The sequence below is a fragment of the Halorubrum zhoui genome, from assembly GCF_051194155.1.
Lineage (GTDB): Archaea > Halobacteriota > Halobacteria > Halobacteriales > Haloferacaceae > Halorubrum.
The window spans coordinates 1-15,373 of record NZ_JBLZNJ010000004.1 but is presented as its reverse complement, the minus strand read 5'-3'; the positions used below and the strand labels follow the sequence as shown (position 1 = coordinate 15,373).

The 15,373-nt window shown below is 67.7% G+C and carries 11 protein-coding genes and 1 pseudogene; 7 read left to right on the top strand and 5 right to left on the bottom strand.

The window, feature by feature from the left end; translation table 11 throughout:
* Window positions 1-24: 24 nt before the first annotated feature.
* The 3 genes from ACNTAO_RS07595 (at window position 25) to ACNTAO_RS07585 (ending at window position 3,994) form a co-directional block, all read left to right on the top strand.
* The gene (locus tag ACNTAO_RS07595; RefSeq protein WP_435161387.1) at window positions 25-957 is read left to right on the top strand and encodes an NAD-dependent epimerase/dehydratase family protein; all 933 of its coding nucleotides are present in this window, start codon (window positions 25-27) and stop codon (window positions 955-957) included.
* 254 nt (window positions 958-1,211) lie between these two features.
* Window positions 1,212-2,993: an arginine--tRNA ligase gene (gene argS, locus ACNTAO_RS07590; protein ID WP_435161386.1), complete on the top strand. Its 1,782-nt coding sequence runs from the start codon at window positions 1,212-1,214 to the stop codon at window positions 2,991-2,993.
* A 230-nt stretch (window positions 2,994-3,223) separates the two neighbouring features.
* Window positions 3,224-3,994: a topoisomerase DNA-binding C4 zinc finger domain-containing protein gene (locus ACNTAO_RS07585; protein WP_435161385.1), complete on the top strand. Its 771-nt coding sequence runs from the start codon at window positions 3,224-3,226 to the stop codon at window positions 3,992-3,994.
* A 9-nt stretch (window positions 3,995-4,003) separates the two neighbouring features.
* On the opposite strand, the gene ACNTAO_RS07580 is transcribed toward ACNTAO_RS07585, so the two are convergent.
* Both ACNTAO_RS07580 and ACNTAO_RS07575 read right to left on the bottom strand, forming a co-directional pair.
* Complete coding sequence (locus ACNTAO_RS07580; protein ID WP_435161384.1) at window positions 4,004-4,990, bottom strand: tyrosine--tRNA ligase; 987 nt, start codon at window positions 4,988-4,990, stop codon at window positions 4,004-4,006.
* Window positions 4,991-5,044: 54 nt separating this feature from the next.
* Window positions 5,045-7,090, bottom strand: coding sequence for a DUF460 domain-containing protein (locus ACNTAO_RS07575; protein ID WP_435161383.1), 2,046 nt, complete (start codon window positions 7,088-7,090; stop codon window positions 5,045-5,047).
* A gap of 117 nt (window positions 7,091-7,207) precedes the next feature.
* On the opposite strand from ACNTAO_RS07575, the gene rio1 reads away from it, so the two are divergent.
* The 3 genes from rio1 to thsA all read left to right on the top strand — a co-directional run bounded on the left by rio1 (window position 7,208) and on the right by thsA (window position 10,613).
* Window positions 7,208-8,173, top strand: coding sequence for a serine/threonine-protein kinase Rio1 (gene rio1 / locus ACNTAO_RS07570; protein ID WP_435161382.1), 966 nt, complete (start codon window positions 7,208-7,210; stop codon window positions 8,171-8,173).
* Window positions 8,174-8,198: 25 nt separating this feature from the next.
* Window positions 8,199-8,741: a KH domain-containing protein gene (locus tag ACNTAO_RS07565; protein ID WP_435161381.1), complete on the top strand. Its 543-nt coding sequence runs from the start codon at window positions 8,199-8,201 to the stop codon at window positions 8,739-8,741.
* Window positions 8,742-8,960: 219 nt separating this feature from the next.
* Window positions 8,961-10,613, top strand: a complete 1,653-nt coding sequence (thsA, locus tag ACNTAO_RS07560; protein ID WP_435161596.1) for a thermosome subunit alpha — start codon at window positions 8,961-8,963, stop codon at window positions 10,611-10,613.
* A 172-nt stretch (window positions 10,614-10,785) separates the two neighbouring features.
* Here the strand turns inward: thsA and ACNTAO_RS07555 are convergent, their stop codons facing one another.
* The 3 genes and pseudogenes from ACNTAO_RS07555 to ACNTAO_RS07545 all read right to left on the bottom strand — a co-directional run bounded on the left by ACNTAO_RS07555 (window position 10,786) and on the right by ACNTAO_RS07545 (window position 13,460).
* On the bottom strand, window positions 10,786-11,739 hold the full coding sequence (locus ACNTAO_RS07555) for a phosphatase PAP2 family protein (protein WP_435161380.1): 954 nt from the start codon (window positions 11,737-11,739) through the stop codon (window positions 10,786-10,788).
* Window positions 11,740-11,744: 5 nt separating this feature from the next.
* Window positions 11,745-12,218 (bottom strand): annotated as a pseudogene (locus ACNTAO_RS07550) (YihY/virulence factor BrkB family protein); the annotation flags it as partial.
* A gap of 111 nt (window positions 12,219-12,329) precedes the next feature.
* A complete protein-coding gene (locus ACNTAO_RS07545; RefSeq protein WP_435161379.1) occupies window positions 12,330-13,460 on the bottom strand; it encodes a tRNA (guanine(26)-N(2))-dimethyltransferase in 1,131 nt (376 codons plus the stop codon).
* A 110-nt stretch (window positions 13,461-13,570) separates the two neighbouring features.
* Here ACNTAO_RS07545 and ACNTAO_RS07540 point away from each other — a divergent pair, with 110 nt between their 5' ends.
* Window positions 13,571-15,250, top strand: a complete 1,680-nt coding sequence (locus ACNTAO_RS07540; RefSeq protein WP_435161378.1) for a histidine kinase N-terminal 7TM domain-containing protein — start codon at window positions 13,571-13,573, stop codon at window positions 15,248-15,250.
* The last annotated feature ends 123 nt before the right edge of the window (window positions 15,251-15,373 follow it).

The window sequence follows — 15,373 nt, the reverse complement described above, 5'->3', positions numbered from 1 at the left end:
ACGGCCCACCCGCGAGAGACGCGTATGCTCGACGACGCACACGTGCTCGTCACTGGAGGTGCCGGGCTCGTCGGGAGCCACCTGACCGCTCGCCTGCTCGCCGACGGGGCGACCGTCCGGGTCGCAGACGACTGCTCGACGGGCGACCCCGCCCGCGTCCCAGACGATGCGACGTTCCACGAGGTCGACGTGCGCGACCCCGCGGCCGTCGCCGCGGTCCTCACCGAGGAGGTCGACGTGGTGTTTCACCTCGCGGCGTACACCGACACGAACTACGAGCACGACCGCGAGCTGTTCGAGGCGAACACGGCGATGACACACACTATTCTCGAACGAGCCCGCGCGGTCGACGTCGACGGCGTCGCGTTCACCTCCTCGTCGACGGTGTACGGCGAGGCGCCGCGGCCGACGCCCGAAGACCACGCGCCACTGGAGCCGATCTCGATCTACGGCTCCTCGAAGCTCGCCGACGAGGCGCTCTGCTCGACGTACGCACACTCGTACGGGGTCCAGTCGTGGGTGTTCCGCTTCGCGAACATCGTCGGGCCGGGCCAGCGCGGGAACGTGATCCCCGACTTCATCGAGAAGCTCGCGGCCGACCCGACCGAACTCGAGATCCTCGGCGACGGCCACCAGGAGAAGTCGTACATGCACGTCACCGACTGCGTCGACGCGATGTGTCACGTGGTCGAGCACGCCACCGACCCGCTCAACGTGTACAACCTCGGCACCCGCACGACCACCTCGGTCACCGACATCGCCGACATCGTGAGCGAGGAAGTTGGTGTCGACCCGGCGTACACGTACACCGGCGGCGACCGCGGCTGGACCGGTGACGTCCCGAGGATGCGCCTCTCGATCGAGAAGCTCGCGGCGCTCGGCTGGGAGCCGTCGACAGAGAGCGACGCGGCGGTCCGCCGGTCGGCACGCCAGTTGGTCGAAGAGATCGTCGGATAGAGACGGCCGTTGCCGCCGCTGGTCTGTGACTTGGCAGCGGCGAACGAGTGGTGCCCTGTAGTCGCTTGGAGAGGAACACCCACCACCAATGCAAAATGGGTGTGCGTGCGGCTACGCGACGATGTTTGTGGACCACACAGCGGAAGCCACTACGTTCAGTTCAGTTCAACACGGAGATGGCAGGCGACGGCCGTCACCCCACGACCACGCGGCGGTTCGGAAGGGCCTTTTAGCCCGCCCGCAGAATCCCCCGTATGTTCAGACAGTTCCGGTCGGAGGTCGCCACGGCGCTCGAAACGGCGCTCGAGGCGCTCGATCTCCCGACCGACGACCTCGGCATCGAACGCCCCCCGGACGACATGGACGCGACGCTCGCCTCGAGCGTCGCCTTCCGGCTCGCGGGGACCATCGGTGAGGCGCCCCCGGCCGTCGCCGAGCGGGTGGCGGACGCGATAGACGTCGGGGCACACGCGTACCTCGTCGGCGTCGACACCGCGGGGCCGTACGTCAACTTCCACGCCGGTGAGCGCTACCTCACCGACACGCTTGCGGCCGCCGCCGGCGACGCGGCGTACGGGTCGCTGCCGGACCGCGACACGAGCGTCGTCGTCGAACACACGAGCGCGAACCCGACTGGGCCAGTCCACGTCGGCCGTGCGCGCAACCCAATCGTCGGCGACGCGGTCGCGAACGTCCTCGTGTACGCCGGCTACGACGTCGACCGCCACTACTACGTGAACGACGCGGGCCGACAGATGGCCGTGTTCACCTGGGCGTACGAAACCTTCGACGAGGCGGACCTCGAAGCGGAGCCGGCCCGCGACCGGATCGAGTACGACCTCGTCCGGTACTACCGGCGGGGCAACGCGTACCTCGAAGACGCCGACGCGGCGGCCGTCGAGGAGGCCGAAGCCGAGATCGCAGCCATCCTCCAGGGGCTCGAAGCGGGCGACGAGGCGACCTACGAGCGGGTCGGCACGGTCGTCGACGCCGTTCTCGGGGGGATGAAAGACTGTCTCGCGCGCCTTCCGGCCGAGTTCGACGCGTTCGTCAAGGAGACGCAGTTCATGCGCGACGGCTCGACCGACGAGGTCGCGGCCCGGCTCAAGACGACGGACCACGCGGTGTACGACGCAGACGCTTGGCAGCTCGAGCTCGACGCGTTCGGCATCGAGAAGAACCTGGTCTTTCTCCGCGCCGACGACACGAGCCTGTACACCACCCGCGATTTGGCACACCACGAGTGGAAGTTCGCGAACTACGACCGCGCCGTCACGGTGCTCGGCGAAGACCACAAGCTCCAAGCAGACCAGCTTGAGGCGGCCCTTGAGCTGCTCGGCACCGACACCGACCAACTCGGTCACGTCATTTACTCGTACGTGAACCTCCCCGAGGGGAAGATGTCGACGCGGCGCGGCACCGGCGTCATGCTCGACGACCTGCTCGACGAGGCGATAGACCGGGCCCGCGAGGCCGTCGAATCGCGGCTCGACGACCGGATACGCGACGACGACCTCACCGACGCGGACGTCGAACGCATCGCTCACCAGGTGGGGATCGGGGCGGTGCGCTACGACATCGTCTCGAAACAGCCCGCGAAGGCGATCACCTTCGAGTGGGAGGAGGCGCTCGACTTCGAGGCGCAGTCGGCGCCGTTTGTCCAGTACGTCCACGCGCGGTGTTGTGGCATTCTCGAGGAGGCCGCCGCGGCCGGTGTCGCCGTCCCCGAGCCCGGTGCGTCGGTCGACGTCGATGCGAGCGTCCTCGAGACGGCGGCCGCGCGAGACCTCCTCCGGGCGGTCGCCCGCTTCCCCGCGGTGATCGAGGCCGCGGCCGACGACCTCGCACCCCACACCGTCGCGACGTTCACCCGCGAGTTCGCCGACGCGTACAACGCGTTCTACCGGGAGTGTCCGGTCGTCACCGCCGAGACCGACGCGCTCCGTGACGCGCGGCTGGCGGTCGTCGCGGCCGCCAAACACACGATGGCGAACGCGCTCGACGTACTGGGCATCGAGGCACCCGAGTCGATGTAGTGGGTGCGGGGAGAACACGGTGTGGTCGCGGGTCAAAGGGCACCTGTAGACCCTCGTCGCCGCACACTTGACGACGCAACTCCCATGCCGTGCACCTGACCGCCTCCCACGACCGACGTCGGTGGCTCTCTCCTCGTTCATCCGTACAGCCGCCACCACACGACACACCTGGTCCCGCGCCAGCCCGATCGACCCGACTCGTTATACCAGATGCCGCGGCCAGGAGGCCCATGCCAGCACGCCTCCGTGTCCTCGCCGGCGACTGTACGGTGACAGAGCGCGGTGATCGGACCCACACTCATCGCGGCCACGTGGTCGTCATCGTCAAACCCGACAACACCACGCTTGTCCACGACGCAGACGGCTACCAGCCCGTCGCGTGGCTCACCCGCCCGGATACAGTCGTCGTCGAGTCGGACGACGACGGCTTCACCGTCACCGCTCGAGACGGCTCCCGTCGGCTCCGCGTCGTCGCCGAGGCCGCGACGGCCACCCGTGACCTGCCGGTCACCGAAGCCGGGCTCCCCGTCGGCACCTGTCCAGCCGACGGCGGTCCGCTCGTCCGCTCGCGTGGTGACGTGGTGTGCCTCGACTGTGAGCGCCGGTGGGGACTTCCGGCCGGTGCGAGCGTCACCGACGCGACGTGTGACGACTGTGGTCTCCCGAAGATCCGCGTCGAGCGAGGCGAACCCTTCCACCTGTGTCTCGACCCGGGGTGTGACCCGCTCGAGGATGCGGTCCGAGACCGATTCGATCGGGTGTGGGGGTGTCCAGACTGCGAGGGACGGCTGACCGTTCAGTCGGCACCTGGACGGGTGTTCCTCGGCTGTGAGCGGTACCCGGCGTGTGAGACGACGCTCTCGATTCCCGCCGGCGTCGCCGCCGACGAGTGCGTCTGCGGGCTTCCCGTCTTCGAGACGGCGACCGGCAGACGGTGTCTCGACCCGACGTGTCCTCTCGACGGTTGCTCGGCTGCTACGGCGGACTCGACACCCGAGTGAGATCGCGTGTCACTCGACGAGCTGGTCGCGCCCGGGAGCGACGAGTCGATCGAGGTACTCGGCGAGCGCACCCTTCGCGTCGGCCGGGTGGAGCTCGCCGGACTCGAGGTCCGTCTCCAGGGGCTCGTACGCCTCGTACTCGAGGTCGCCGCCGTACTCTGCGGGTCGCTCGACGACGACGGTCTCGAACCGCGGGAACACGTGGTACTCGAACACCTGGAGGACGGGGTTCTCCCGTTCGATGCCGTCGTCGGTCGGCTCGGGGTCCGCGGTGGGCGGACAGTACGCGCTGTTCACCTTCTCGGCGATGGCGTCGCGGTCGTCCTCCATCGAGATGGTGACGCCGGCACTCGAGGACATCTTTCCCTCACCCGTCGTGAGATCGGCGATGAGTGGGGTGTGGAGGCTCGTCGGCGGCTCACGGTCGATGCTGGGGAGCACGTCGCGGGCGAGCATGTGCACCTTCCGTTGTTCTACCCCGCCGACCGCGAGGTCGACGCCGAGGTACGGGATGTCGAGCGCCTGCATGAGCGGGTACACCGCCTGTGAGACGTGGACGGAGTCACCCGATTTGATCTCCGACATGGCGCGTTCTGCGCGCGCGAGCGTCGTCTCGAGTTCGAGCGCGTGGAGGTCGAGCGTGTAGTCCTCGTCGAGCTGGAAGTCGGAGCCGAGCACGAACTGGGTGTTCGACTCGTCGAGCCCGTACGCGATGAACTGGTCGCGCATCCGCTCTGCGGTGCTCCGGATGGACGCGAACGATCCCTTGTCGTTCAGGTACGCGTGTACGTCCGCCAAGAGCACGGTGACCTCGAAGCCGGCCGCCTGGAGGTCGATCAGCTTGTTCGCGGTGAGCATGTGTCCGATGTGGAGGACGCCCGATGGCTCGTACCCGACGTACGCTCGCTTGCCGTCCGGGTCGGCGGCCAGCGTCTCGATCTCCGCGTCCGTGACCACCTCGGCCGTGTTCCGGGTGATCCGCTCGTAGGCGTCCATGCGTACGGTAGCACGGCCGCTCGGCATATGACTTCTGGAAGCCCGCCGTCAGCCTCACTCCTCGCTCTCAGGGAGCGTCGTTCCCGCCCGATGTTCGGAGATGATGCGGTCGAGTCGAGCCGCTTTCGCTTCGCGGCGACGCTGTTCGGCACGCGACTCCCACTCGGCGACGGCCGCCTCGACGTCGGCTTCGGCGGCGACCGCCAGCTCGTCCACCTCGCGGACCGACACCGCGTCCGCGGGAACGACCGGCACGTCGTGGTCGAAGAGTACCTGGTCTGCGACCTCGGAGAGGTTCCCGTCGCGGATCACCGCCCGCGGCTCCGTGCTCGCCAGCCGCTCTGCGGTCCGCCGGCCCGCCCCAGAGGCGTCTCGCAGGTAGACGACGTCGCCTGCGACGAGTCCGTAGGCGTCGGCGGCGGCGTCGATGGCGTCGAGCGTGAACTGTTCGACCACTTTCACGCTGACGAGTCCCTCGTCGTCGGCCACGTCGGTGAAGTTCGAGTGGTCCAACTTCCACAGCTCTTTGAGCGTCTCGAGCTTTCGCTCTAACTCGTCGACCCGCTCGCGCGCCTCGTCGCGTTCGCGGGCGATCCGATCGGACTCGCGCTCGACTCGGGAGACGATTCGCCGCGTGCGAGCTTCGATCCGCTCCTCGCGTTTGGCCGCCTCGAGCTCGTCTTCGAGCTCGTCGATCCGCTCGTCGCGCGCTTCAACCTTCGACTCGAGTCGGTCGGTGTACGACTCCAACCGGTCGACGCGGTCGCGGAGTCGGCGGATCGTCTCTTCTTCTGGGCTCCGCTCCGGCGCGGTCGGGTCGCCCGCATCGTCGTTTCCGTCCTCGTCTTCGGCGTCGCCGTCGTCACGCAGCTCCGCGACGACCGTCTCGACCGACTTCTCGCCCGCGACGACGCCGGCGATCACGGCCTCTCTATCGATCCGCGGCGGCGTCTTCTCGCTTATCCGCTCGAACTGGTCGACGTGGGCGTCGTACGCATAGAGTGCGGCCGCCAGCGCGTCCCGTTCGTGGTCGTTCTCGTAGCCCACCTCGCGGGTGCGATGGAGCTTCTCGTCGACCGGGAGGTCCGTCGTCGGGTGCCAGCCGGCGGCGTCGAAGGACCGACGGAACTTCTCGACGGTCTCCGGCATCGGCTCGACGTCGGCCGCGACGATGATCGGGCGTCCCTGCTCGATGATCCACTCGGTTACCGCCGCGGTGTCGGCCGTCCGCGAGGAGTACCGCGCGTGAACCGTGCCGTCGAGGCCGACGACGGCGGCGGCCGTGGTCGTTCCCGGGTCGATCCCGACGATGACGCGATCTCGCCGCTCGACGAGCGGGTCGTACTCGATGCCGTCGCGGCGCTCTCGTTCGATCTCGACGCGTACGTCGCCGGCCCGGGAGGTGGAGACCGGGATGTCTTCAGGACGGGCCTGGACGGTGAAGACGGCGTTCGCGAAGCCGCCGTACTTCTCGGTCACCGCTCGCTCGTACGAGAGGTTCGTCTCGTCTAGTTTCGACTGGACCTGTCGCGTTCGCTTTCGGACGTTGCCGTGGATCCGCCGGGTGTAGCGGTCCTGACTCCACCCGCCCTTTCCGGTCGACCGCCCGCGTGCGACCTTCACCCGCGTCTCGTCGGTGAACGCCGTCACCGCGTGGCCGACGTTCGCGGCGGCGAGCCGTGCGGCCGCCTCCGCCTCCTGCATCGGCTGTTTGCCGTACGGTATCCCGTGTCGAGACGCCACCCGTGAGAGCGGCTCCGGCCGCTCGGCGCCCGTCACCTGCACCAGTCGCGTCCCGTCGGGAAGCGACCGCAACAGCCCCACGAGCGCGTTCTTGTCGGGCGCCAGCTCGTAGGCGTTGTCGGTCGCGACGTACAGCGGCTCGCGGTCGTCGATCAGCCGCCGGAGCTTCCGGAGCGAGACGACGTCACGGGTGACGCGTGCGAGCGGGCCGTCGACGTCTGGTGCGTCCGGGTCGTCGTCGTCGACCGGATCGAGCACCACGAGCGCGTATGAGGGGGAGTCGCCGCGAACGTCGCCGCTTTGTACGTCGACGCCGAACACCGGCCGGTCGCGGGCGCGGATGGTTCGGGATGTCACAGCACCCGATACGCCGGTCGGCCGTATATACTCCACGCCGCGATGGAGCCGATCGTCGAGCCGGTCCGTCGTGTCGACCCGCCCGCTTATGCCTCGTGGCGGCGTACGGTTAGTCGAATGAGTGAGGAGTTCGTCCTGCTCGAGCCCGACGATCAGCCCGGCGACGAGTGGGAGTCGCTCGACGTCTCCGACACCGAGGCCGACCGCATCGCCAGGCGGCAGGACCGCGAGTTCAGCGAGTTCCGCACCCGGGTGAAAGACACGGAGCAGTTCAAACTCCAGGCGTCGGTGTTCGACGACGCGACCCTCGCAGCCGTGTACAAGCTGGTCCAAGACGGCTACGTCGACGCCTTCGGCGGACCGGTGTCGACCGGGAAAGAGGCGAGCGTCTTCGAGGCGCTCGGCGGCGAGGCGGGCGAGCGTCCGGCGCCGGGGTCGACGGCCGCTGCCGACGAGTACGCTCGTGAGGTGGCGGTGAAGGTGTACCGGATCAACTCCTCGAACTTCAGACAGATGCGCGACTACCTGGAGGGGGACCCACGATTCGAGGGGATCGCGAACGACAAGAAGGCGGTCGTGCTGGCGTGGACGAAAAAGGAGTTCGCGAACCTCCGGCGCGCCCGAGCGGCCGGCGTTCGCGTGCCCGAGCCGATCGCGGTCCAGCGGAACGTCCTCGTGATGGAGCTCGTCGGGCACGCCGACGACCGGGCACGCCGGCTGAACGAGGTGGACGTCGAGAACCCCGAGACCGCGTACACGGTCGTCCGCGAGTACATGCGTCGCCTCTACCGCGCCGGACTGATCCACGGCGACCTCTCCGAGTACAACATGATCGTCCACGACGGCGAACTCGCCGTCATCGACCTCGGACAGGCCGTCACGGTCCACCACCCGAACGCCGGCGAGTTCCTCGAACGCGACTGTGTGAACGTGGCGACGTTCTTTACGCGGCAGGGACTCACGATCGACCCCGAGGCCCTCGAGGCGTACGTGACGGCACCGGCGTCGGCAGACGCCGGCGAGCCCGCGACGTCGGACCACGACGCCGAGCCGGCCGACGAGGAGGCGTCGGAACACGCTTAAACGGTTCGACCGGGTACGAACCACCATGCAACACGTGACGGTTCCGCAGGACCGGATCGGCGTGGTGATCGGCGCCGGTGGCGAGACGATGCGGGAGATCGAAGCGCGGGCGGGCGTGCGACTCGACATCGACTCGGAGTCGGGCAGCGTCGCGATAGAGGAAACGGACGATCCGGTGGCCGCGCTTGTCGCCCCAGACGTCGTCAAGGCGATCGGCCGAGGGTTCAACCCAGAGACGGCCCTCTCGATTCTCGATCACGACCTCCGGACGCTAGAACTCGTCGACCTCACCGAACACACCCGAAACGACAACGACCTCCAGCGAAAGAAGGGGCGCATCATCGGTGAGAACGGTCGGACCCGGGAGCTGCTCGAAGAGCTCACCGGCGCGGACGTCGTCGTCTACGGGAGCACCGTCGGCGCCGTCGGTGGCCCAGAGGAGCTGCAGGTCGTGCGTCGGGCGGTCGGAATGCTACTCGACGGTGCACCCCACGGCGCGGTGTACTCGTACCTCGAGCGCAAGTCGAACGAACTGAACGACGACGTGAGCTTTCAGCCGCCGCAGTGACGCGACGCCGCGAGGAGCGGGCGGCCGATAGCGACGGCCGTCCGCCTCGCTCACTGGCACCGACATGTGGTATAAAAGCACCGTGATACACCGACACACGATGCCGTGGGGAGCCCCCTCGTGCGGCGGTTTCGTCCAGCGGTAACGATGGGTTTATATAGAATCACAATCAATCAATGAGTGATTATGTCCCAGCGACAGCGGATGGGTAACCAGCCGATGATCGTACTCTCCGAGGAGTCACAGCGCACCTCCGGAGAAGACGCCCAGAACATGAACATCACCGCCGGTAAGGCGGTCTCCGAGTCCGTCCGCACGACGCTCGGTCCGAAGGGCATGGACAAGATGCTCGTCGACTCGGGCGGGTCCGTCGTCGTCACGAACGACGGCGTCACCATCCTCAAAGAGATGGACATCGACCACCCGGCGGCGAACATGATCGTCGAGGTCTCCGAGACCCAAGAAGACGAGGTCGGCGACGGCACCACGAGTGCCGTCGTCGTCGCCGGCGAGCTCCTCGATCAGGCCGAAGAGCTCCTCGACCAGGACATCCACGCGACGACGCTCGCTCAGGGGTACCGCCAGGCCGCAGAGGAGGCGAAGTCGATCCTCGAAGAAGACGCCATCGAGGTCACCGAAGACGACCGCGAGACGCTCGTCGAGATCGCCGCGACGGCGATGACGGGTAAGGGCGCAGAGAACTCGAAGGACCTGCTCGCCGACCTCGTCGTCGACGCCGTCCTCGCCGTCGCCGACGAAGACAGCATCGACGTCGACAACGTCTCCGTCGAGAAGGTCGTCGGCAGCTCGATCGACCAGTCCGAACTCGTCGAGGGCGTCATCGTAGACAAAGAGCGCGTCGACGAGAACATGCCGTACGCGGTCGAAGACGCGAACGTCGCGCTGTTCGACGGCGACATCGAGGTGAAAGAGACCGAGATCGACGCCGAGGTCAACGTCACCGACCCAGACCAGCTCCAGCAGTTCCTCGACCAGGAAGAAGCACAGCTCCGTGAGATGGTCGACCATCTCGTCGACATCGGTGCGGACGTCGTCTTCGTCGGCGACGGGATCGACGACATGGCACAGCACTACCTCGCACAAGAGGGCATCCTCGCCGTCCGTCGCGCGAAGTCCGACGATCTCAAGCGGCTCGCCCGCGCGACCGGTGGCCGTGTCGTCTCGAACCTCGACGACATCGAGTCCGAGGACCTCGGCTTCGCCGGCTCCGTCGCCCAGAAGGACATCGGTGGCGACGAGCGCATCTTCGTCGAGGACGTCGAAGAGGCGAAGTCCGTGACGCTCATCCTCCGTGGCGGCACAGAACACGTCGTTGACGAGATCGAGCGTGCCATCGACGACTCACTCGGCGTCGTCCGTACGACGCTCGTCGACGGGCAGGTGCTGCCCGGCGGTGGCGCTCCGGAAGCCGAGCTCGCACTGCAGCTCCGTGACTTCGCCGACTCCGTCGGCGGCCGCGAGCAGCTCGCCGTCGAGGCGTTCGCCGACGCACTCGAGGTCATCCCGCGCACGCTCGCCGAGAACGCCGGACTCGACCCAATCGACTCGCTCGTCGACCTTCGCTCGCGACACGACGGCGGCGAGTTCGGTGCCGGTCTCGACGCCTACACGGGCGACGTAATCGACATGGAGGCCGAAGGCGTCGTCGAGCCGCTCCGCGTCAAGACGCAGGCGATCGAGTCCGCGACCGAGGCGGCCGTCATGATCCTCCGTATCGACGACGTCATCGCGGCCGGCGATCTCAAGGGCGGCGGCTCCGACGACGACGAGGGCGACGACATGCCTGCCGGCGGTGCCGGTGGCATGGGTGGCGGCATGGGCGGCATGGGTGGCATGGGCGGCGCGATGTAACCGCCGGCGGCTACTTCACCTCACTCGACGACGCCCACCACCTCGACGACCACTCCGTTGCCCGGAGCCCCAAACTCTCGTTATTCGACCGGATTAGCGGCCGCTCTGCGTCTCGGTCGGCTGCACGTCGAGTCGCGACATGCGAACGGCCACCCGTAGCGTCGCGCGGAGATCACTCGATGCGTGCGGCGACGACCGGAACCGCCACCACGCCAGCGACGGCGACCGCCGTCATGAGCGTCGTGCGAACGACGTCTCCACCGAGCACGTACGCGCCGATCCACGTTCCTCCAGTGAACAGGAGCCCCGGAACGGCGAGACGCACAGAGACGGGCGGCTCTGTGCCGGTAGCGAGCTGCCAGCCGACCGCGCCACCGACGCCGGTGCCGATCCCGATGGCCGCTTCGACGACCTTCTCCGGGTGGCCGTTCGCTACGGCGACCGCCGCCGCGGCGACGGAGACGACAGCTGCGAGAACGAACACGGGAGTCGGCGTGAGCTGACCGGCGGGAGCGGTGAGCGACAGCGTGCGAAGCCGTGAGTCGCCGGCGAGCGCGAGTCCACCGGTGAGCACCACCGCGCCGAGGAGCAGGCCGGCGGCGACGTCGACCAGATAGTGTACCTCAATGACGACTCGAGACGCGGCGACGGCGACGGCGACGGTCGTCGCCACGGCGTATCGTCGCTCGGGCGTCCACAGGGCGGTACACACGAGTGCGAGCGCTCCGTACGCGACGGCCGCGCCGGTCGCGTGACCGCTCGGAAATCCGAAGCCGGTCGACACGAGCTGCGCTCGGTACCAGCCGTCGAGCACCGAGGGTAACCACGGTGGAGGCGTCACAGTGCCGGTCGCGCCGGGTGGACGCGGGACCGCGACGGACGCCTTCCCGAGTGCGACTGCGGCGTAGCCGGCCGCCACGAGCGCGATTGCGGTCGCACCTGCTCGCCGTGGTGCCGCGGCGAGTCGGTCGTCGCCGAACCAGTAGACGCCGGCCAGCAGTGCGAAGAGGAACCAGGGATCTGCGAGGTGAGTGACCGCCGCGAAGACGACCACGACGACCGCCGGCAGGGCTTCGACGACGGCGAACTCGCCGACTCCGCGGGCGGCCGGGATGTACGCCGGCACGCTCTTTACTCCTCCCGTCGACGGCGGGCGTAGTCGACGGCTCGTCCCGGCGTCTCGAGCAGGTTCAACCCGATGCCGACGAGCACGAAGAGCGTGTAGAGTCCGAGCGTCGAGAGCCCCAACACGATCATCGCGAGGATGGCGTAGGCGCCGCGAAGGTAGACGAACGCACCGAGCGTCGTCACCGTGCCGTAGAGCAAGACGAGGTACGGCCCCCAGCCACGAGCGTGGCCGCGTCGCATCCGTGAGCGCACGTATCGTTTCAGCTCGGATTCGAGTTCCGGCCTGTCGACGGTGCGTTGCTCGACGTCAGCTTCGAACGCGTCGAACTCCGCCCGTAGCCGGCTCAGCTCCTCCTGTAACGCCGTCACGTCCGGCGCCCCCGTCGGGCGTTCCTCGTCGTCGGCGTCGCCCGCGCCGTCCGACTGACCGTTCATACCAGTGGGTCGGCCAGGACCGTGTTGTACCTGCCGGTCCGCGTTCTCTCGGGCGCAGTGCGTCCTCACGGGCGTGGTGCACGCACCGAGACGCGGACCCCGATGTAGCCGACGAAACGAGGGGGAGAAGACCCGAGTCGCCGAGAAGTCGAGCTATCGGGCCGCGTCGTCGCCGAGAACCGCCTCACGCATCTCTGGGATCGACGCGGTGGTCTTGACCGCTGTGCCGCGGTAGTGTGCACGGCTCGCCTCGTAGCCGGCGTCTCGCAGCCGGTCGACGAACTCTTCCATGCCGATGGCGGGCTCGCTCCACGCCTTGTACAGCCGGTGTTGGTCGTAGTGCGTGGGGGTGTCGAGCTCGCGTGCGACAGTCGCGAGCAACCGCCGAGCGCGTTTCGCTTCCCCCATCTCGTCGGTGACGCACGCACGGACCGCGCGAGTGAACTCGGCGTCCGCGACGGGACCGACCCAGAGCGGCCCCGCAGTGAGCACGCGGCTGCTCCCACACGTCGGACACGTGTCGACGGGAGTGGGGATCAGCCCCCGGGTCGCGTCTCGCCAGAGGCAGTCTTCACAGTGGTCCACGTATCCGAGCTCTTCGAGACAGCGGTCGGCGGCCTGCGCCCCCGACTCCAACTCGAGGTACGTGCGTGCGTAGTGACGTGAGACGTGTGAGACGACCGGACGGGCGGCGGTGTCGTACCGTGCCGCGGTCCGAACCAGCGCGGAGACGAGCGTTCGGAGCCCCATCTCGGGGTGGTAGTCGGTGTTCTGTGAGACGACTCCGTACTTTCGGATCCCGCTCTGCTGGTGTGCACCACACAGCGGTGCCGTGTCGGTCGCGGTGACACACACCACGTTGCGCGTGTTCGCGAACGCGGCGTCGACGAACGGAATCGGCGTCCCGTACGGGTCGAGGTCGACGACGTCGAAGACGGACTCGTGTAACAACGCGTTGACGTCGCGGTGGACGACGTCCCCGTCGAGGTCGTTCGTGGCGAGGTTCTCTCTTGCCAGCTCGACCGCCTCGGCGTCGACGTCCGCACACGTCACGGCGTACCCCTCGGCAGCAGCCCGCACTCCACGGACGCCGGAGGCCGCCATCGCGTCGAGGTACGTCTCCGCGCGCGGCTCGCGGTCGCGATAGGCGCGCAACACGGCGACGGTGATGTCCCGGTTCAGCTCTTGGGTCGGATTGAAAAATACCCCGCTGCCGGTCCCATCGCTCGCACCGTCACGGGCCTCGGGGACGCGCACCGTACACCCCCCCTCGTCGATCTCCATACCAAACCGTCGCCGATGCGGCACAAAAGCGCCGCGCTCTCCACTGGGACGCCGACCGGTCGCCCGAACGACAACAGTGATGCGCCTCCGGGATGTACCGGTCTTCACTTGTGACTCTCTCGGCACCGAATCTGGCAATCTCCGGCGTGTTCGGCGCCGCGGCCGTCGCGTGTTTCGTCGGGGCAGCCCGCGGGTCACCGCTCCGGCAGTCGGACGCACGAACGGGGCTTCGAGCCTTGCTCGTGACCGTCGGACTGTGGGCGTCGCTACAGTCGATCCAGATGCTCGTCACGGACCACGCGGTCGCAGAGGCGCTGTATCTTTCAGGGCTCATCGTCGGATTCGGCACCGTCTGGGCCTGGCTGTTCTTCGCGTCGGCGTACACCGGCCACTCGTTTCATCGACACCGGCCGTACCAGCTCGGCGCGCTCGCGATATACGTCGCGCTCATCCTCACGAAGCTCACGAATCCGATTCACGAGCAGTACCTCGCCTCTGGGTTCGTCGTCGAGCCGTATCCACGGCTGATCATCTACCCGCGGCCGATATACTGGATCTCGTTCGTGCTGGCGTACGGCTTCACGGCGATCGGGCTCTATCTGCTGTTTCGGACGTTCACCCGCTCGTCACAGTCTTCGTGGGCACTCTCGGCGCTCGTCGCGATAACGGCCCTCTCGGCACTCCCGAAGATCGCGATCGGTGTCGTCCCCGAGGTGATCCCCGAACTCAGCTACGAACCGATCGGCGTGGCGATCTTTGGGCTCGGTGCCCTCTACTTGGTCGAAGACTCGTTCGTCAACCTCGAAGCACCGACGAGAGAGACCCTCTTCGACGAGGCAGCCGAGGGCGTCGTGACCGTCGGTGCGGACGGTGCCATCCGCGAGTACAACGACCGCGCGGCCGAGCTCGTCCCGGCGCTCGACGGAGACGTCGAGACGCTCGCGGAGCTCACTGCAACGCTTCCTATCGACCGGCTATCCGAGACGACGCACCTCGTCGAACAGTCTGTGCCCGAGGGAACACGAACGCTGTTGGTGACACGCCGCGAGCTCGAGCTCGGTCCCCACCGCCTCGGGACGACGCTCTTCCTCCAGGACATTACCGACGCGAGGCGACGAAAGGCCGAACTCACCCGCCACGACGAGCAGCTCGAGGCGATCGCCGATGCGATCGCCCACGAGCTGCGAAACGCCGTCGGCGTGACCGAGGGGTACCTCGCGCTCGCGGCGTCCGTATCTGACGCACCCACGGAGCGAGATCCACTTGAGGTGGCCCGGCAGTCAGTCCGGCGGAGCAAAGAGGTGATCGAAGATCTCGACGTGTTGACACGGTACGCCCAATCGATCGAGACGTATCACGACGTCGATGTTCGACTAGCACTCGACCGCGCGACCGAGTCGGTCGACGCCGACCTCGACGTGCACCTCGAACGTGATGCGACCATCCGAGCGGCCGACGACCGGCTCACACATCTCTTCGTCAACGCGATCCGATTTGCCGCCTACGCGGAGGCGACGGCGCTCACGGTCCGGGTGGAGACCGACCCAGGGCGACTCGTCGTGACCGACGACGGACGCTACGCCGGTAGAGCCCACGACGACTCGTTGTTCGGGTACGATGCGGCAGAGCCCACCGCCGATGCCGGACTCAAACTGCCGAACGTGCGAAGCCTCTCTCGGGTACACGGCTGGGACGTCCACCTCGATACGACGTACGACGACGGGATTCGCTATCGGATCGTCGACGTCGACGTGATCGAGACGGCTGAGACGACGACGGCCAGTGTTTGACATCCACCCACGACTGAAGTCGTGGGATTCCTCTCGTGGGAGTCTCAGTCGGTCTGAGCTTCCCCGAGAGCGACATTCCCACTCGCTGTGGTACTCTGGGTTGTGCATTCCTCGTTGGCCGTT